At 52.7% G+C, this 17,574-nt stretch carries 13 protein-coding genes; 9 read left to right on the plus strand and 4 right to left on the minus strand.

Features of this window, described 5'->3' with window-relative positions:
• Nucleotides 1-7 precede the first annotated feature (7 nt).
• Nucleotides 8-1,084, plus strand: coding sequence for a cytochrome-c peroxidase (locus tag CHB92_RS16850; RefSeq protein WP_089320407.1), 1,077 nt, complete (start codon nucleotides 8-10; stop codon nucleotides 1,082-1,084).
• A 133-nt stretch (nucleotides 1,085-1,217) separates the two neighbouring features.
• Here CHB92_RS16850 and CHB92_RS16855 read toward each other — a convergent pair whose 3' ends face one another.
• Nucleotides 1,218-3,089, minus strand: coding sequence for a hypothetical protein (locus CHB92_RS16855; RefSeq protein WP_089320408.1), 1,872 nt, complete (start codon nucleotides 3,087-3,089; stop codon nucleotides 1,218-1,220).
• A 483-nt stretch (nucleotides 3,090-3,572) separates the two neighbouring features.
• On the opposite strand from CHB92_RS16855, the gene CHB92_RS16860 reads away from it, so the two are divergent.
• Nucleotides 3,573-4,010, plus strand: a complete 438-nt coding sequence (locus CHB92_RS16860) for an acyl-CoA thioesterase (protein WP_245842663.1) — start codon at nucleotides 3,573-3,575, stop codon at nucleotides 4,008-4,010.
• Here the strand turns inward: CHB92_RS16860 and CHB92_RS16865 are convergent.
• Nucleotides 4,007-5,080 carry a COX15/CtaA family protein gene (locus tag CHB92_RS16865; protein ID WP_089320409.1) on the minus strand — a complete coding sequence of 358 codons (1,074 nt, stop codon included), beginning with the start codon at nucleotides 5,078-5,080 and terminating at the stop codon, nucleotides 4,007-4,009. The genes CHB92_RS16860 and CHB92_RS16865 overlap by 4 nt on opposite strands.
• Before the next feature lie 179 nt (nucleotides 5,081-5,259).
• Here CHB92_RS16865 and CHB92_RS16870 point away from each other — a divergent pair, with 179 nt between their 5' ends.
• Together CHB92_RS16870 and CHB92_RS16875 are read left to right on the plus strand one after the other, a co-directional pair.
• Complete coding sequence (locus tag CHB92_RS16870) at nucleotides 5,260-5,697, plus strand: nucleoside deaminase (protein ID WP_089320410.1); 438 nt, start codon at nucleotides 5,260-5,262, stop codon at nucleotides 5,695-5,697.
• 107 nt (nucleotides 5,698-5,804) lie between these two features.
• Nucleotides 5,805-6,623 (plus strand): hypothetical protein, encoded by an 819-nt coding sequence (locus CHB92_RS16875; protein WP_089320411.1) that lies wholly within the window; start codon nucleotides 5,805-5,807, stop codon nucleotides 6,621-6,623.
• Between the two features lie 113 nt (nucleotides 6,624-6,736).
• On the opposite strand, the gene CHB92_RS26180 is transcribed toward CHB92_RS16875, so the two are convergent.
• Nucleotides 6,737-7,318 carry a Rho termination factor N-terminal domain-containing protein gene (locus tag CHB92_RS26180; RefSeq protein ID WP_245842665.1) on the minus strand — a complete coding sequence of 194 codons (582 nt, stop codon included), beginning with the start codon at nucleotides 7,316-7,318 and terminating at the stop codon, nucleotides 6,737-6,739.
• Nucleotides 7,319-7,685: 367 nt separating this feature from the next.
• Nucleotides 7,686-8,153 (minus strand): hypothetical protein, encoded by a 468-nt coding sequence (locus CHB92_RS16885; protein ID WP_106219145.1) that lies wholly within the window; start codon nucleotides 8,151-8,153, stop codon nucleotides 7,686-7,688.
• 528 nt (nucleotides 8,154-8,681) lie between these two features.
• On the opposite strand from CHB92_RS16885, the gene CHB92_RS16890 reads away from it, so the two are divergent.
• From CHB92_RS16890 to CHB92_RS16910, 5 genes are all read left to right on the plus strand, one after another.
• Nucleotides 8,682-11,180, plus strand: coding sequence for a glycoside hydrolase family 9 protein (locus tag CHB92_RS16890; protein WP_245842668.1), 2,499 nt, complete (start codon nucleotides 8,682-8,684; stop codon nucleotides 11,178-11,180).
• A gap of 273 nt (nucleotides 11,181-11,453) precedes the next feature.
• Nucleotides 11,454-12,371, plus strand: a complete 918-nt coding sequence (locus CHB92_RS16895) for a cation diffusion facilitator family transporter (RefSeq protein ID WP_089320414.1) — start codon at nucleotides 11,454-11,456, stop codon at nucleotides 12,369-12,371.
• 102 nt (nucleotides 12,372-12,473) lie between these two features.
• Nucleotides 12,474-13,259 (plus strand): non-homologous end joining protein Ku, encoded by a 786-nt coding sequence (gene ku / locus CHB92_RS16900; protein ID WP_089320415.1) that lies wholly within the window; start codon nucleotides 12,474-12,476, stop codon nucleotides 13,257-13,259.
• A 23-nt stretch (nucleotides 13,260-13,282) separates the two neighbouring features.
• Nucleotides 13,283-15,829 (plus strand): DNA ligase D, encoded by a 2,547-nt coding sequence (ligD, locus tag CHB92_RS16905; protein WP_089320416.1) that lies wholly within the window; start codon nucleotides 13,283-13,285, stop codon nucleotides 15,827-15,829.
• Between the two features lie 48 nt (nucleotides 15,830-15,877).
• Nucleotides 15,878-17,530 (plus strand): hypothetical protein, encoded by a 1,653-nt coding sequence (locus CHB92_RS16910; protein WP_089320417.1) that lies wholly within the window; start codon nucleotides 15,878-15,880, stop codon nucleotides 17,528-17,530.
• The last annotated feature ends 44 nt before the right edge of the window (nucleotides 17,531-17,574 follow it).

Consider the following 17,574-nt stretch of genomic DNA (forward strand, 5'->3'; position numbering starts at 1 on the left):
CTAGCAGATGCTCCGCCGACCTTACACGCTCTTAGTGGGCTTACTTAGCCTGTACCTGTTTTTCCTGGCAAGTTGTACCGGGGAGCAGGAGGAGGTAAGTCCCATGGCGGAGAGCTTTGCCCTTGGGGTACCTGCTAACCTGGCTACCTCGGTTCCCTATCCGGACAGAAATCCCCTTACCCATGAGGGAGTGGCCTTGGGGCGCATGCTGTTTTACGATCCTGTGTTATCCAAAACCGGTACCGTGTCCTGCGCCACTTGCCACCAGCAGGAAAAGGCCTTTACAGATGGAAAAGCACTGACAACCGCAGGCGTAAGCGGCAAGCCCTTGCTGCGGCACGTGCCTTCCCTGGTAAACCTCGCCTGGATGCCGGGCTTGTTCTGGGATGGTGGCGCCAAAGACCTGGAATCATTAAGCTTTGGCCCGTTGACGCACCCGGACGAGATGGGGCAGGACCTGAAAGCCCTGGCGCAAAAGCTACAGCAGCACTCGCAGTACCCGCAGCTCTTTAAAAAAGCCTTCGGTACAGACAGCGTTACGTCAGCGGCCATCACACGAGCCTTGGCCCAGTTTCAGCGTACCCTAATTTCTGCTAACTCCCGTTACGATAAGTATGTGCGGCATGAGACGGGAGGAGACCTAAGTGAGCTGGAACTGGAGGGCCTGACCCTATTTCAAGAGCATTGCAGCAGTTGCCATGCAACAGGCTTCTTCACAGACAACAGCTACCACAATAACGGCCTGGACAGCAGCTTCTCTCCTGATCACGAAGCCCTTGCATATGGGCGTGGCCGCATTTCAGGTACGCCCGAGGACGTTGGAAAATATAAGACCCCCACGCTTCGCAACATAGCCCTGACAGCGCCTTACATGCACGATGGTCGTTTCCAAACGCTGGAAGAGGTGCTGGAGCACTATAGTGCAGGCGTTGTTTATTCAGCCAGCTTGGCTCCGGAATTGCAGCAGCAGGGGAGGCTGGGCATACCCCTCTCGCCATCTGAAAAAGCAAAGCTGATCGCCTTTCTCCAAACACTGACGGACGAGAGTTTTATTCAGAACAGCGCTTTCTCAAAGCCGCAATAGCAGAGTCTAAGTTTTATTCTTGGTGGCCCTATTTGAGAACAAAAGAAGAGGAACGGTATCTCCCTATTAAACCAGCTACACAAAAAAAGAGGCACCACATAGTGCCTCTTTTAATTCTAGAAAAATGGTGTGATTATAGGATCCAAGAGTCAAGGGCCAGCATACCACCTACGGCTGACGCGACACCGGATACAACGGCTGTGGCTACCAGCCACCAAGCTGCGGAGGCAGCTGCCTTACGGGTGTTTTCAGCCTGGATAAGGGCTTCTTCTTTCGCCTGGTCCAGCCTCATTTTCACTTCGCGTTCGATGTCGTGCGCTTTGGTAAGCACCGTATCACGGGCTTCCACCGCTTTCGCTGCAATGGCGTGTGCCTTTTCTGGCGGAATGCTGGTGTTCATCGTCACAAAGCGGGTCATTTCCTCTTCGTTGTAGTACTTCAGCTTGTATGTCAGGCTCTCATGGTCGTCTTCCCCGGAACCGCTGAACATGTGCATGAATTCCTGCTTGATCTGGTTCAGGTTGAAGTCTTTCTTGTTCTGGAAGTCAGCCAGGTACTCCTGAAGGCGTGCTTTGGCTTTGCCTGTCATCGATTTGTTAGAGCTACCGTCACCGCCCATGTTGCCTGCGCGGCTCTCCGTGATGTATACGTCTGCGGTTGGGTAGTGCTCTACTCTTGTGCTGGAATGTGCTCCACTGCCGCTACTTAGGTTATCACCGCCGCCACTGCTCAGGTTGTTGCCGCTTCCGCCGCTCATACCCCCGCTACTGGATAACCCGAGGTGTCCTTTCACAAAATCAAGGGCTTTTTCAGCGTACTGGGCATACTTCTCGGCATCCTGATGGCTCAGGTCACCGCGTTCTTCCAGAATGCTCACGATGGTGTCATGGTCTACGGCACTGGCTTTGTGCTGCAGAATCTGCTTTGCCTTTTTAGGGTCTTTCAGCATCGCCTGGATGTCCTGACGGATCTTATCTGGTTGTAACTCCTGCTTGTGCGTAGCACGCAGGTAGTCGGCAACGGTTTTCTTAAACGCTTCCACTTCCTGGTGGCTGGCTGGTGTTAGCTGCTCCACGGCTTTTTGCGCCTTTTCTGTTTTGCTACCACCGGATTGCGCAATGCCTTTCACCTGGTCAAACACCTGGCCGAGCTTCTGCACGTCTTTTTTCGAGATGTTCGGTGTGCTACTGGCAACTTCCAGGAACATGTGCTTGGTTACCCCTTCTTCGCCGAGCTCTGTTTTCTCTTTTACCTCAATGTCAGCGATCAGGTCTTTCAGCTCCTGCTTGATCTTGTTCACGTTGATGTCCTGTGGGGCCAGGCGGTTGACATAGTCATTGATCTTCTGGTCCAGGTCGTTGTTGTTGAACAGCTTTTGCAACTCTTTGCGCATGGCGCGGGCATTCTCGTGCGCGCTTGTTCTAGCTACGCTCTTGGCTTCGCTTTCAGAAGACTGGCTGAAAATACCACTCACGGCGCTGGCTGACTGTCTCAGACCGGCCATCGCCGTGTTGATCAGCGTACCGATCAGGGAGGTAACAGCCTTTACTTCTAAATACATCATGGTCGTAAAAAAGGCAGCCCAGATAACCAGCCCTAGCGTCAGGCCAATGAAGTTAGCGCCAATCAGGCTCAGCTTCACAGCCAGTAAGCTGGCAAAGAAAAGTGAGAGTGAGCAGGTCACCAAGGTCCAGATACCAAAAGCGCTGCTGATCTTCTGGATCATAGGCGTGTCGCTTGAGCTGGAGTTGCTCTGTGAGTGCGAGGATTGGTGTGCTTGCTTGCGAATGTTACCGATAGCCGATACACCGGAGGCAACGGACAGCATGGTAAGCAGTGCCTGGAAACCAATGGCTAACAGGATACCTGCGATCACACATACAAAGAAACGGACACCATTATCAATTAAAGGGTTGATAAAGGCCGTTTCCACCTGCGCCTGCACAAGTGAAGGTGCAGCCAGGAAGAGGCCCAATATGGACATTTTTTTAAAATTTGTTATCATAGCTTTAGTGGTTTAATATAACAATTAACACTATGATATTAACGGGGATATAAAGAGAGCGTTACCTAAAATACTTAAAATAAGCTGTTAACAAGCTGGTAATGGTAATAAGTTTAGGGAGTAATTGTATAAAATACAGAAGGTGTTTCCTGTGTTTACGTGTAATATTTTGCACCAAATAAGGAGGAGTCCTTTTCCCGTTTTTCCCCTAAATGAACAAGTATTATGAGTAAAGGGTATAAAAGAGAGGGTAAACAGAAACATTAGAGAAAGGAAACCGAGGGCAGACAGGCCAGGAACATGTTTGAAGTCCAGAAAGGAGTGCCTATCTTTCGTACAGGCGCAGGTTCGGCTGTTGGCTCAACAGCAAGCCACTGCTAATTTTAGTGCAATTTTGCCCCTGAGGTCCTGACATATCGGTCAGGGTGCAAAGCCCGTTTAATCATTCTTTAAAAGGCAACCGAAAAGCAAAAGAAATTGAAGATGAACAATGTTTACGAAGGCAAGGTGATGTGGTCGCACCTGGACGCTAATATGCACATGCGCCACTCTGCCTATGCCGACTTTGCCGCACAGGCCCGTATAGAAGTGCTGGACCAGTTGGGCCTGGACCTAAAAATGTTTCAGAAGTTACACATAGGCCCCATCCTTTTCCGCGAAGAGTTGAAGTACCTGCGCGAGGTGGGCGTAAACGACAACCTGAAGGTGACAACGGAGCTGATCAAGAGCAGGCCTGATGCCTCCCGCTGGTCAATCCGGCACGAGGTTTTCCGGCAAGACGGGGTGAAAGCAGCTGTTATTGAGGTAGACGGCGCCTGGATAGACGTGCTGAAAAGAAAACTGGCCCAGTTGCCGGAGGAACTGGCAGCACAATTTGCAGCCTTACCCAAGAGCGAGGATTACGAGGAGTTACCTGCCTAAACCTGCTGGCGCAGGCTGGCAGGGGAGTTCTGCCGCTCCCCTGCCAGCCTGTTAGCCTTTGTACTGTGCACAGCCAGCACAGCCAACACGAATAGCAGCACTGCCACCACCTGGTGCAGCACGCTCAGGGCAAGAGGTACGGCGAGTACAAGTGTTGCAATGCCCAGGCTCAGCTGCGTAATGCCTGCCAGCAGTAGTAACGTGGCCAGGTACTGCACCTGCCCCGGCATGTTTCTTTTACGGGTGGTATACCAGAACAGGACTAGTGCATTCAGCACCAGCAAGGCAAACCAACGGTGTAGGAACTGTACCGCCACCCCGTTGTCCAACGTATTGCTCCAACTTAAATAGCCTAGCAGGTGCGACGGGAAGAGTTCTCCTTCCATAAGCGGATAAGTATTGTAAGAGAACCCCGCTTTCAGGCCTGCCACAAAAGCCCCGAAAATGATTTGCACCAAGACCAATACCAGTATCAGATGAGACAGGTACCTTAGGCTTGGGATTATAACCTGCGGCTTCTGGGGTTTTGGGACAAGGTCCGCTATCGTCCAGGCCATGACCCCGATCAGGGACAAGGCCAGTGTCAGGTGTGCCGCCAAGCGGTAGTGGCTCACGTGGGGCCGGTCTACCAGGCCACTCTTTACCATAACCCAGCCCATCAGGCCTTGGGCTGCACCTAAGAAGAACAGCAGCAAGAGCCTTTTCAAGAGCCACCCGCTTATCCACCGCTTTATCAAAAAGTAGCAGAAGGGCAGAAGGAATACCAGGCCGATAAGGCGCCCCACTAACCTGTGCAGGTATTCCCACCAAAAGATCTGCTGAAAGCCCTGTAGTGTCATGCCCTGGTTCAGCTTCTGGTATTCCGGGAACTGCTTGTACTGGGCAAAGGCTTGTTGCCAGGCTGCCTCTGTCAGGGGCGGGAGGGTACCTGAGATCAGGTTCCACTGCACAATAGAGAGGCCGGAACCGGTAAGGCGGGTGATCCCACCAATCGCCACCATGGCCAAAACCAGTAGGGCTCCGCTCAGGAGCCAGTATATGATTGCTTTGTTGTTCGCTGCTTTTTGCATAATTTTCCTTGCACAAAGCTCCTGCTTCCGCCTTTTCTCCCGTATGATATTTAATCTTTCTTTTACTGATCTATATCACCCTAAAGTTGCCGTGGGTAACAGGGGAGACGCGACTCCTGGTACTCTTTGCGAAGTAAAAGCGTCACAAACAGCAAAAGCATTAACCACACTAGATAAAAATGAACGAATTCTTACAAGCAGCCATAGAAGAAGCAAGGAAAGGCTACGCCGAGGGCGGGATTCCCATCGGTTCCGTACTGGTACACAACGAAAAGATCATCGGAAGGGGACATAACAAGCGGGTGCAGGAAGGTAGCGTGGTGCTGCACGGCGAAATGGATGCCCTGGAAAACGCGGGACGTCTGCCAGCCGCAGTATACAAGGAGTGCACCATCTACACCACGCTGTCGCCTTGCTCCATGTGCTCCGGCACGATCCTCTTGTATGGCATTCCGAAAGTGGTGATCGGGGAAAACAAAACCTTTATGGGAGAGGAGGAGTTGCTCCGTTCCAGAGGCGTGGAGGTAGAAGTGGCGAATAATGCGGAATGTTATAACCTGATGCAGCAGTTCATCGAGGAGAAGCCATCCTTATGGAACGAAGACATCGGGGTTTAGTGAAAACGCAGGGCTCTGTTTAAGGCTTGTTCCTTTTGCTTGCTTTGGCAGATGCAGGATAACTTTCTATATTCGGGAGGCTTAATGGATACGCAGCCGTACCCCACATGAAAATAAAACTACTGTACCCGCTTCTTTGCCTGCTACTCTTTTGCGGTTGCCAGGAGGAAGAACCTGTGTTACCCGCCCCAGAGCCATTGCCCGCCGGCTCCTGCCTGGTGCTGGAAGAGCAAACAGCAACTAGCGCAGGAGCAGCGAGCGTGAAGTACAGTTACGATGACCTGGGCCGCCCGGTAATGGCCGAACGCTACCGGGAAGGTTCCCTGTTATCCACCAGCAACTACCTCTATGATGCACGGGGGAGGCTGGAGCGGGAAGAACTACTGACAGCGGGAAAAAATCTGAAAGACTACGTGGTGTACACCTTTAACGCCAAAGACCAAGTCGTGCGCTACAACCAGTACACAGAGTGGTACGACAGTTCGCTGCTGCTCGCCCATACCACGACTTGTGCCTATGATACTTCAGGCCAGCTGATAACCGTAACTGAGTACGACATCAGAAGTAATAAGCCCGCTTACGCCAGCGCCATCACATATACTTACCAGGACACCTTGTCGCAAATAACCGCGGAGGTGTATGACCAGAATAAAAAGAAGGTGAAGACAATGACCCTGGTTTATGACGAGATGAAGTCTCCTCTGGCTGCGGTTCCTGCTTTCAGGGCCACTGTTTTAACGCCTGGTTTTCCGCATGAGCATAACATTAAAAGATGTACTGTGCAGGACGCCGGTGGCAATACAATCAGAAGCGAGTCTTTTGAAAGGGCATTGACTTACACCGCAGCCAAGTACGTAGAAAGCAGCACGACTACTTATTTGGAAGGTGGTAAAACGACAGCATCCTATACCTACCAGTGCCTGTAATATTTCGCTGTTCTTTTTTACTGTTAAGAACCAGGGCAACAGAACAAAAAAGCCGCTGCAGTTTTAGCTTACTAAACATGCAGCGGCTTTTGGCTTTGTATTAGTGTCGTGTCCTACCTGAGGTGATTGATCAACTCTTCTTTATTCATTTTGGAGCGGCCTTCGATGCCTTGCTCCTTTGCCTTTTCGTAGAGCTCGTCTTTGCTCATCTGTGCCAGGTCCTGCTTGTGGCCTTTGCCGTCGCCTTTGTGCTGGTTCTTGTTTTTGTCTTTGTCTTTGGACTGGTCCTCATCGTCCTGGTACTGCTTTTCGCTGCCCTTGTTGCCTGAGCCTTTCACGTGGTACTCTACCTTACCTTCTTTGATCTCTTCGTCGGGCATGATCACTTTCTTGCGGGTGTCGCCTTCTGTGGGCATGCCCTGCGGGATCACAAACTCTTTATACTTCTTCCCGTCTTTCAGAAAGAGGTGCGGCATGTCCTTAAATTCCGGGTCATCCTCAAAGTCAGCCAGGTAGTAAGCGCCTTTGTCTACTGTTTTATCTTTCTTATGGTCTGCGTCTGATTTCACCAGGATGTGTCCCTGGCTTGTCTCCACCACCGCATACCAGTCCTGCTGATCCAGGGTCAGGATCTCGTGGCCTTTCGTGGTCTGGAACAACTCGTAATTTCCTTCCTTCTTCAACTTTCCGTGCATGGCTTTATGTATTTAAATGTTATAAAAGTCCTTATCTAAGTTTTACGGCTTAGTGGCAAGGGCGTTATGGAAGGAGAGGGAGGGTAAGCAAGAACCAGCACCAGCGGAGCGACATGTTATACTGCAATGACTGGAACAGCATGTTACTCTACTGGCGCTTTAAGAGAAAATTACTTCTTACACAAACAGAACGCCCGCTGGGGCTTGGTGCTTAATAATGATTCGCTATTTAATTAATACACCTTAATCAGAAAGCTTAAAGGAATCATTGTTTAGGCAACCTGCTCGTGAGAAGCTTTGAAAGGGAGAGCAGCCGAAGAAATAGAATTTAGGTTCAGGTCCTGTTTTCAAAGCTATTTAACAGAGCCTATGCAAGCATGTACAGGCCGTCTTCTGATGCGGACAGCTCAGGAAGAGCGGGTAACATGTAGTTGGAGTAGTGCGGCAGGAGCCAGTTCTTGGCTTCCTGTACGGAGTCGAAGAACTCAACCTTTAATTGCTTGCCAAAGATCCGAAAAGCCTTCTCACGCATGGCCTCGCCACTCGCTTTCATGTAAGGGTCATCGGGGTGCACTACGGCAAATTGCTGCAAAGAGCTTTGGGCCAGTAGGAGAGCCATCACTTCTGTTGCCCACTTTTGGTCCTGTACCTCCCGTGTGGCAAGCAAAGTGCTGTCCTGGAGCCAGAACCTGATACGCATGTGCTGAATTGTTTCGCAGGCTTGCTGCAAGGCCTGTCGGTATAACTGACTGGTAACTGGCCTCAGCCATTTGCCATAAAGCAACCTGATGTGGGGATCTACGCTGCTGATAAAATAATCGGATGTACGCTCCATTGAATTCCACTATTTAGAAAAAAGCACACGACACGAAACCTGCAACAAATATGCGACCAAGATAAGCAAAGAGGAGAACTATTGTTACAGGAAATTAACATTTTGTTAAAACTTTTTCGAGACGCTTACCAAATTGCTTATAAGGCCCGTCGTTTGCCTTCAAGTAGGTCAGAAGTTTCTCTAAAAGGGAGTGGAAAGCAAGGCGAAAGTGTGCCCTCTTTCCTAGTTTTGGAAAGTAGCGCCTGCCGTTTACCTTTTAGGGAAGAATCAGGTAAGAACTTCCGGCTGGTGGTTCCTGTCTCTTTTGGTAAAGGGAACATCCAACGATCCTTTTACCCTCATTCTTCTCTACAAGATTTTCCTGATTGTTGTATTACTACCTCTTAACTGCTTTCTTTATTAGTTCAAAATGGATAAAAAGGGACTGTGCTCCTGTAAAGGGAACATGGCGTGGTGCCTGTTTACGACACAACTTAATCAATTGTCATCTTAACGAAACATAATATGAGGAAACTACCCTTGAAAAGCTTGCTAAAGGTCCCAGGCTTCTTGCTGTTAGGGGCGCTCGGATTGTCGGCTAATGCAGCTTTAGGGCAGCAAAAACAGGAAGGCCTGCGCATCAACGAGTTGGAGTACCTGGAGAAACAAGGCCTGAACGTGATGCTGGCGCACGATTACTACCCGGAGAGCCACCAGGGCGGGGTGGGCATCATTCAGAACGGCCTGCGTGTGGGGACGAATGGCGACTTGCGCCTGGAGCCGACACCAGGGCAGTGGCAACCGGTGCCCAAAGTAGGCAAGCGCATGGTGGACCGGGATAAACAGGAGATCAGTGTGCGCATGGAGTACCCGGACCCTGACAAGAACCGCAAAGGCTTTAACCCCATTATATACCCGGACCTGGACTTTGCCTATGTGGTGAGAGTGCGCCCGGAGGGAGAAGGCTTCCGCATTATAGTGGACCTGGACAAGCCCCTGCCGGAGGAGTGGGTTGGCAAGGTGGGCTTTAACTTTGAGCTGTTCCCGGGTATCCTGTTTGGTAAGACCTATTACATGGATGAGGCTTTCGGCATTTTCCCGCGGCAGCTGAACGGGCCAGGTTATTACGATGCCGACAAGGCCTACCAGACCACACCTATGGCCAATGGCAACAAGCTGGTGGTAGCCCCAGAGACAGACCGCCAGACCATGACGATCGAGAACCTGAAGGGGAATGGCCTGCAGCTGATCGATGGCCGCGCTCAGCACAACAATGGCTGGTTTGTAGTCCGCTCCTTGGTGCCGAAGGGCGCCACCAAAAACGCGATTGACTGGCTGGTGATGCCCCATGCCATGCCTGGCTGGAAGTATGAGCCTGTGGTGCAGGTGTCACAAGTGGGGTATCACCCTAAGCAGCAGAAAATTGCGGTGATCGAGACGGACAGAACCGACACCCGCAAAATGCCCGCTACCCTGTACCGGGTAAGCGAGAGCGGCGGCCTGGAGAAAGTGCTGGAGGCAAACCCCAAGGAGTGGGGTGATTTCCTGCGTTACCACTATTACCAGTTCGACTTTTCGCAGGTAGAGAAGCCGGGCATGTACCTGGTGAAGTACGGCGACTATGAGACAAGCCCTTTCCAGATAAGCGGACAGGTGTTTAAGCGCAATGTGTGGCAGCCGGTGCTGGAGACTTTCCTGCCGGTGCAGATGTGCCACATGCGCGTGAATGACCGCTACAAGGTGTGGCACGACCTCTGCCACCTCGACGATGCCCGCATGGCCCCGGTCGATACGAACCACTTCGACGGCTACCTGCAGGGCTCCAGTACGCTTACCAAGTACAAGCCCGGCGAGCACGTACCGAACATGAACAAGGGTGGCTGGCACGATGCCGGGGATTACGACATCCGGGTAGAGTCGCAGGCAGATGAGATTCGCATTCTGGCCCTGGCCTTCGAGGAGTTCGGTGTGGATTACGACAATACGACAGTAGACCAGGAACTCTTGGTAACAGAGTTGCACCGCCCGGACGGTAAGAACGACATCCTGCAGCAGATAGAGCACGGCGCTTTGACCATCGTAGGGGGCTATCGTGCCCTGGGGCGCTTGTACCGTGGTATCATTGAGCCCTCCTTGCGGCAGTACACATTGCTGGGCGATGCCGCCACGCAAACAGACGAAAAGGTGTTCAATGCCTCAACTGCTCCGAACCCAGTGCCGGAGATAGGCTTTGCCGGCGCCCCAGACGACCGCTGGGTATTCACTGAGGAGAATCCGGGTCGGGAGTTGCTTGTTGCCGCTGGCCTGGCCGCTGCCTCCCGCGCCCTGCGGGGGTATAACGATGAATTGGCAAAGGAGAGCCTGCAAATAGCCCAAGAGCTGTGGGACAGGGCAAAAGAACAAAACAGGCTGCAGCGCGTGCGTCCGGCGGCTGAGCTGTACCTGGCCACGCGCGAGAAGAAGTACGCTGACTTCCTGGTGAGCATGACAGATGAGATCAGCAAGAACATTGACAAGACAGGTTGGGCAGTGGGCCGCACGTTGCCGCTCATCAAAAACAAGAAGTACCGTAACAACATTACGGCCGCTGTAAAAGGCTATAAGACGAAGGTAGATGAGCTGGAGAAAGAAACACCTTACGGCATGCCCTACAAGCCCGATATCTGGGGTGCTGGCTGGGGAATCCAGAGCTTTGGAGTAGAGCAGTACTTCCTGCATAAGTCTTTCCCCGAGATCTTCCCGGCAAACTACATGCTGCATGCCATGAACTTCGTGTTGGGGGTGCACCCTGGTACAAACACCTCTTCCTTCGCCTCGGGTGTAGGGGCAAAGTCCCTGACACAGGCGTATGGTAATAACCGTGGGGAGTTTTCCTACATCCCGGGTGGCGTTGGCTCTGGTACTGCCCTTATCCGGCCGGACTATCCGGAGCTGCTGGAATGGCCTTACCTGTGGCAGCAGACAGAGTATGTGCTGGGCGGAGGGTCATCCAACTACATGTTCCTGGTGTTAGCTGCCGACAAGCTATTAAACAAGCCGCAGCAGTAATAGCAAATAGTCCTTTTAGGAGGGCCTCCCGGTTTTGGCTGGGAGGCCCTCTGTCGTTTAGAAGCTAGCCAAGGCTACGCCTATGTTGCCCAATCCAACCACGGACACCTCTCGAAACGTAACAGAAATAGCTGCAATGGCTGAAGAAACAGAGAGAAGCCTAAAAAGGAGGCAAGGAGGCTGAATTCCCTTACCTAACCTTCTCAAACAACAGCTTCCGGCGCACCGTAGGCAGAGAGACCGCAGTTTTAACTTTAAAAGATATGATTGATTATGAATACAAGCTCTAAACTGCCCCTGTACGGGGCGCTGGGTGCGAACCTGGCCATTGCCATCATGAAGTTTATCGCGGCAGGCATCAGCGGCAGTTCCGCTATGGTGTCGGAGGGGATCCACTCCCTCGTAGATACCGGAAACTCGCTTCTTCTGCTGTTAGGGTTAAAGAAAAGCCAAAGGCCACCAGATGTGTCGCATCCCTTTGGCCACGGAAAGGAGCTCTACTTCTGGTCACTCATCGTCGCGATCCTGATCTTCGCAGTGGGTGGAGGCATGTCGATGTACGAGGGAATTACGCACTTACAGCACCCCGAACCCATAGAAGACCCTACTTTAAGCTACATCGTGCTGGGGGCAGCGGTGGTGTTTGAAGCCATTGCCTGGGTAATGGCTTACAGGACCTTCCAGAAAAGCCGGGTAGAAAAGAGCTTTTGGAAGGCACTGCGTGCCAGTAAAGACCCCGCCACGTTTACAGTGCTGTTCGAAGACTCTGCCGCCATCGCTGGCCTTGTGATTGCTTTTATCGGTGTTTTTCTCAGTAATCAAACTGGCAACCCTGTCTATGATGGGGTCGCCTCCATTGTGATTGGGGCGGTGCTGTTCCTGGTTTCTGTACTGCTGGTCATCGAGAGCAAAGGCTTGCTGATCGGGGAAGGCGTTAGCCGCGGTACCTTGGAGAGCATTCAAAAGATCGCAACAGACGATCCGGCTGTCGCACGTATCGCACCACCGCTTACCATGCACATGGGCCCTTTCGAAGTGCTGCTGGCCATCGATGTGAAGTTCAAAAGTAGTTTATCGGCCACAGAAATAGAGGCAGCCATCGCCCGGTTGGAAAAAGGGATCTTGGGTAGCCATCCCGAGGTGAAGCGTATTTTTATCGAGGCCAGGTCCATTACAGTAAAAGGGGAGTAAAGGCCTTTGCCTGGCTTGCTATCGCGGGCTAAAACGAATAAAGACCTATCACGTTTTAAAGCTAAAGCACCTGTAAGAGTACCTGACACAAAACGAAACACTATGAGAACGATCTGGAAAGGGGCTTTGGGCTTTGGCCTGGTAAACATCCCCATTAAAATGTACAGCGCCACTTCGCAGCGCCGGCTTGACTTTGACCTGATAGACCGCCGGAACCACGCCCGCGTTCGGAACAAGCGGGTAAATGAGAAAACAGGGGAGGAGGTGCCTTATAAGGAGATCGTGAAGGCCTATAAGTACAACGGCGAATACGTGGAGCTCACCGAGGAGGACTTCGACAGGGTGGAGGAAGAAAAGAACCAGGTAATCCAGCTGAACTCCTTTGTAGAGGAAGAAGAGATCGACGAAATCTACTTCAAAAAGCCCTATTACCTGGCCCCCGAAAAAGGAAACCTGACAGGCTACGGCCTCTTGCGCGACGCCATGCGCCGTACAGGCAAGGTCGGTATTGCCACTGTGGTGATGCGGGGAAAAGAGGACCTCGCCGTGATCAGGCCGGTGGGAGACGCGCTGGTCCTGCAGAAGCTGCGCTTTGCGGAGGAGGTAAAGGATGTAGAAGAGCTGGACCTGCCGCACAAGGTCGACATCGGGGGGAAGCAACTGGACATGGCCGAGGAACTGATCAACCAGTTCTCCACCGAGTTCGACATCAGGGACTATAAGGACACCTATACCGAAAATCTGCTGGAGACCATAGAGGCAAAGGCGAAAGGGAAAAAGAGAGCGGCCAAACGAAAAATGGAAGTGGTGCCTACCAAAACAAAAGACCTGATGGCACAGCTGAAGGCCAGCCTTAACGCAGACCAGCCCCGGATGCGGGCTTCCTGATGGTATGCATTAAATGAGAGCTTATGGGTTTAGAGACTTATAAAGAAAAAAGAGATTTCGAGCAGACGCCGGAGCCGGCAGGAAAGGAGCGGAAGCGCAAGGGCAAGCTGCATTTTGTGGTGCAGCGCCACCAGGCTTCCACCCTGCACTACGATTTCCGCCTGGAGATGGAGGGGGTTCTGAAAAGCTGGGCCGTACCCAAAGGCCCTTCTATGAACCCTGCTGATAAACGGTTGGCCATGGAGGTGGAGGACCACCCTGTTTCGTACGGCACATTTGAAGGGGATATACCGGAGGGGAACTACGGAGCCGGTCACGTAGACATTTGGGACAGTGGGGAGTACCATGCTGCAGAAACAGAAGATCCTGCCAAAAGTGAGAAACAGCTGTTGCAGGGGCTGACCGAGGGTAGCATCAAGCTTGTGCTGGAGGGAGAGAAGCTGAGAGGAGAGTTTGCCCTGGTAAAGATGAAGGGGCGCCAGAAAGGCGCTTGGCTGCTGATCAAGAAGGACGATGCGGAGGCCGTACACGAAGGCTACGACAGCGAAGACCATCTTTCCGGTGGAGAAAAAAGCGCTGCAGCGAAGGCCTCTAAAAAGGGAGAACAATCTAAAACCAAAGGAGGGAAGCGCAAAGCAACGGGCAAAGCAGCTGAAATGCCGCACCACATCACACCTATGATGGCTAAGCTAACCGATGGCCCCTTTGACAGTGAGGACTGGGTCTTTGAGATAAAGTGGGACGGCTACAGGGCCGTGGCTGAAGTGAAAGACGGGCAGGTGGAGTTGTACTCCCGCAGCGGAAAGTCCTTTAATGAGAAGTACCCTCCTATCGTGGAGAGCCTCCGGCAGCTGGGGCAGGAGGCTGTGTTGGATGGTGAAATCGTGGTGCTGGATGAGGAAGGCTATGCTACTTTTCAGCGGTTGCAGAACTACCAGAACACTCCTTCTGAGCACCTGTACTACTACGCCTTTGACCTGCTTTACCTGAACGGCGAAGACCTGCGCCAACTCCCCCTGATTGAACGGAAAAAGCGGTTGCAGGAGCTGCTGTCGGAGGAGTTGCCTGCTGTGCGCTATTCTGACCACGTGGAGGCCCAGGGGATAGCCTTTTTTAAGGAGGCACAGCGTAAAAATGTAGAAGGCATCATGGGGAAACTGGCCAATAGCCCCTACCGCACGGGCAGCCGCAGCAGCGAATGGCTCAAAATAAAGACGCACCTGCGGCAGGAGGCGGTGATTGGAGGGTATACAGCGCCTAAAGGCAAACGCAAGCACATCGGGGCACTGGTCCTGGGCGTGTATGAAAACGGCAGGCTGACCTACGTGGGCCAGAGCGGAAGTGGCTTTAACAGCAAGTCGCTGGTAGCGCTGAAAGCGAAGCTGGAACCGCTGGAGCAGGAGGCGACGCCTTTCACGGGTAAAGTAAACCCGAATGCGCCTGTTACCTGGGTAAAACCGGAACTGGTGGCGGAGATCACTTTTGCCGAGTGGACGTCAGACGGGCTGATGCGCCAGGCCATATTCGAAGGCCTGCGCGAGGACAAGAACCCCAAGGAAGTAGTGCGTGAGGAGGCGACGCAGTCGGCTACAGCGAAGGAGGAAGCAGAGAAGCCCGCTAAGAAAAAAAGCAAGGAAAAGCCTGACAGAAAAACGGACAAGAAAGGCAAGAACCGCACAGAGCAGGAGATAGACGGGCAAAGGGTTTCGCTGAGTAGCCAGGACAAGCTCTACTGGCCCGACGAGCACATTACGAAAGGAGACCTGATCGATTATTACCAAAGCATAGCGGAGGTGCTGATGCCTTACCTGCAGGACCGGCCCCAAACCCTGCTTCGCCACCCCAACGGCATTACCAAAGCCGGCTTTTTTCAGAAAGATATGAACAGCACACCCGATTGGGTGCGCACAGTAGCTTTAAAGGCCGAATCGACGGGGGAGGAGGTGGATTACCTGGTGTGCGATAATAAAGCTACGCTGGCCTACATGAATAACCTGGGCTGCATCCAGCTTAACCCCTGGAACTCGCGCCTGGCAAACCTGCAGCAGCCGGACTTCCTGGTGCTGGACCTGGACCCGGGGGAGAACAATTATGATGAGGTGATAGAGGTAGCCCTGGCCATGAAAGCGGTATTGGATGGGGCAGGGGCGCCTGCCTTTTGCAAGACCTCAGGGGCAACAGGTATGCATATCTACGTGCCCCTGGGTGCGAAGTATCCGTTCGAGGAGGTCAGGAATTTTGCCCACCAGGTAGCCCAAAAAGTGCACGAAAGGCTGCCGAAGCTCACCAGCCTGGAGCGGAGCCCCAAAGAGCGCCGCAAACAGATTTACCTCGACTATCTGCAGAACTCGATCGGGCAGACCGTGGCCGCCCCCTACAGTGCCCGGCCAAAACCCGGGGCTACTGTCTCTGCCCCACTGTTGTGGGAAGAGGTAAAACTCGGCCTTCGCCCGGCCGCCTTCACCATCCGGAATATGGCAGAAAGAATAAAGGAGAAGGGGGACCTGTTCCGGGGGGTGCTGGGGGAGGGGATAGACCTGGCGCAGTGCAGGGAACGCATCAGTAAATAGCACAAAAGGTAAAGAACAGCATCTGATAATACAGTTATAGCACTCCTTATGGAGAGAGTAAACGACACGGAGACAACCGCAAGTAAGGCACCAGTTAAGATTCCGCCAGAGGTAAAACAACGACGGCGGCGCTACCGGCTGCTTTATAAGCTGGAGGCAGGCCTGGAAACCCCCATGTTCCTGTTGGCCATTGTTTGGCTGGTCTTCCTCATCATCGAGTTTGTACAGGGCTTAACCGAGGTTCAGCAGCAAATTGTAACAGCCATCTGGATCATCTTTATCCTGGAATACCTGCTCAAGCTGTTTCTGGCGCAGAACAAGTGGGCCTACATTCGGAATAACCTGATCACGCTGGTTGCCCTGATTATCCCTGCCTTCCGGGCTTTCCGGCTGGTACGCGCCATTCGGATTCTACGGGCCACCCGTGTGGCCAGTACGACGAACTTCGTGCGAGCCCTCACCTCCGGCAAGCGTTTCTGGAGTGCGCTGGAAACGGCCCAGGGGCCGGACCCTACCCCCGAGATGAACGTGGGCATGCTTCTGTCGCACAGCCCTGCAGCAAACAAGGAGGAGTTATTGGCCTTTGCACAACAGCTGGCCGACGACACACGCGAGGAAATGGAGAAGGCAACCAACCTGCAGTGGTTCTTTCATATTGTGGAACCGGAGCGGTTAAATAGTGACAACCCCCGCAGGCCCACAGATTTCATGGATGAGGCTACCCTGCGCATGGGAGAAGGCCCTTATGACCTGATTGTCGTGGTGACGGATGTTGCCCTGGTCTCGCGCAGGAAAAGAGTAGAGCCGGGCCTGGTATCGGCGGTTTCCCGGATCATGGTCCTCTCTACGCGCAAGCTGGTGACAGCTAGTAGGGGGAAGCCCATGCGTACGCTGGACTCACCGGCAGCACGATGGAATGGCGCTGCGCTGTTTCTGCACATGTTAGGCCACATCATTGGTCTGGACCATAAGGACAGGCTGGAAAGCAGGATGATGGCACCCTTCGAGTTTAAGGAAGACCGGGTAGGCCTGCCGCGCTTTACAGAAAAAGAGCGCAAGAATATGCGGAAAAAGACCCAACACCTTCCGGAGCGGGAATTACGTGGCGGTAACATCATGGAGACCTTTGTCTTCCATGTGCTGATGGCCTTCCGCCATCCCGGAGACGTGCTGCGCCCCTTGCTGCGCAACTGGTCTTTTTTCCTGGCCCTGTCCTTGCCGGGGCTGGCCACCGCAGCCCTGGCTCCCTGTTTTCTGCTCGTGTTCACGGCGGAGATCTGGGACGTAGGGCTTGGGCTGGAAAACTACATTGCCGTCATGTATGCTATCATCAGTATTTTAGGCGCCAGCTTTTACCTTGTCAAGGTGCAGTCGCTTTTTATGCCGCGCAAAGAGAAAAGAATCCTGACCGAGCACCTGGCGGTTGCCAACACAGTCGTTTACCTCAGCATCCTGTTTGCCTGTATCGGCCTGTTCACGCTTTTGGGCGTGTTTATGTTTTTGATGGAAATCCTCGTTTTCCCACCAGACCTGATGCAAACATGGCCTACAGTGGAGCAAACAGAAGGCATCACATTGGGCGATAAGATACGCCTGGCGGCCTTTATCAGTACGGTGGGAGTAAGTACGGGAGCCCTGGCTGGCGGCATTGACACTGAAACCATTGTAGAGCGCATGGCTTTTTTCCAGGATGAACCTTAAGCCAAAGAAGACAGGTATTAATGCTTTTTCTGAATCTATGGAGT

Origin of the sequence: Pontibacter ummariensis, from assembly GCF_900188175.1 — a bacterium.
In the GTDB taxonomy this organism is placed as follows: domain Bacteria; phylum Bacteroidota; class Bacteroidia; order Cytophagales; family Hymenobacteraceae; genus Pontibacter; species Pontibacter ummariensis.

What these genes read in the sequence shown, in the direction of transcription:
- CHB92_RS16850 (WP_089320407.1), top strand. Translation starts at nt 8, where the DNA reads ATGCTCCGCCGACCTTACACGCTCTTAGTGGGCTTACTTAGCCTGTAC.
- CHB92_RS16855 (WP_089320408.1), bottom strand. Translation starts at nt 3,089, where the DNA reads ATGATAACAAATTTTAAAAAAATGTCCATATTGGGCCTCTTCCTGGCT.
- CHB92_RS16860 (WP_245842663.1), top strand. Translation starts at nt 3,573, where the DNA reads ATGAACAATGTTTACGAAGGCAAGGTGATGTGGTCGCACCTGGACGCT.
- CHB92_RS16865 (WP_089320409.1), bottom strand. Translation starts at nt 5,080, where the DNA reads ATGCAAAAAGCAGCGAACAACAAAGCAATCATATACTGGCTCCTGAGC.
- CHB92_RS16870 (WP_089320410.1), top strand. Translation starts at nt 5,260, where the DNA reads ATGAACGAATTCTTACAAGCAGCCATAGAAGAAGCAAGGAAAGGCTAC.
- CHB92_RS16875 (WP_089320411.1), top strand. Translation starts at nt 5,805, where the DNA reads ATGAAAATAAAACTACTGTACCCGCTTCTTTGCCTGCTACTCTTTTGC.
- CHB92_RS26180 (WP_245842665.1), bottom strand. Translation starts at nt 7,318, where the DNA reads ATGCACGGAAAGTTGAAGAAGGAAGGAAATTACGAGTTGTTCCAGACC.
- CHB92_RS16885 (WP_106219145.1), bottom strand. Translation starts at nt 8,153, where the DNA reads ATGGAGCGTACATCCGATTATTTTATCAGCAGCGTAGATCCCCACATC.
- CHB92_RS16895 (WP_089320414.1), top strand. Translation starts at nt 11,454, where the DNA reads ATGAATACAAGCTCTAAACTGCCCCTGTACGGGGCGCTGGGTGCGAAC.
- ku (WP_089320415.1), top strand. Translation starts at nt 12,474, where the DNA reads ATGAGAACGATCTGGAAAGGGGCTTTGGGCTTTGGCCTGGTAAACATC.
- ligD (WP_089320416.1), top strand. Translation starts at nt 13,283, where the DNA reads ATGGGTTTAGAGACTTATAAAGAAAAAAGAGATTTCGAGCAGACGCCG.
- CHB92_RS16910 (WP_089320417.1), top strand. Translation starts at nt 15,878, where the DNA reads ATGGAGAGAGTAAACGACACGGAGACAACCGCAAGTAAGGCACCAGTT.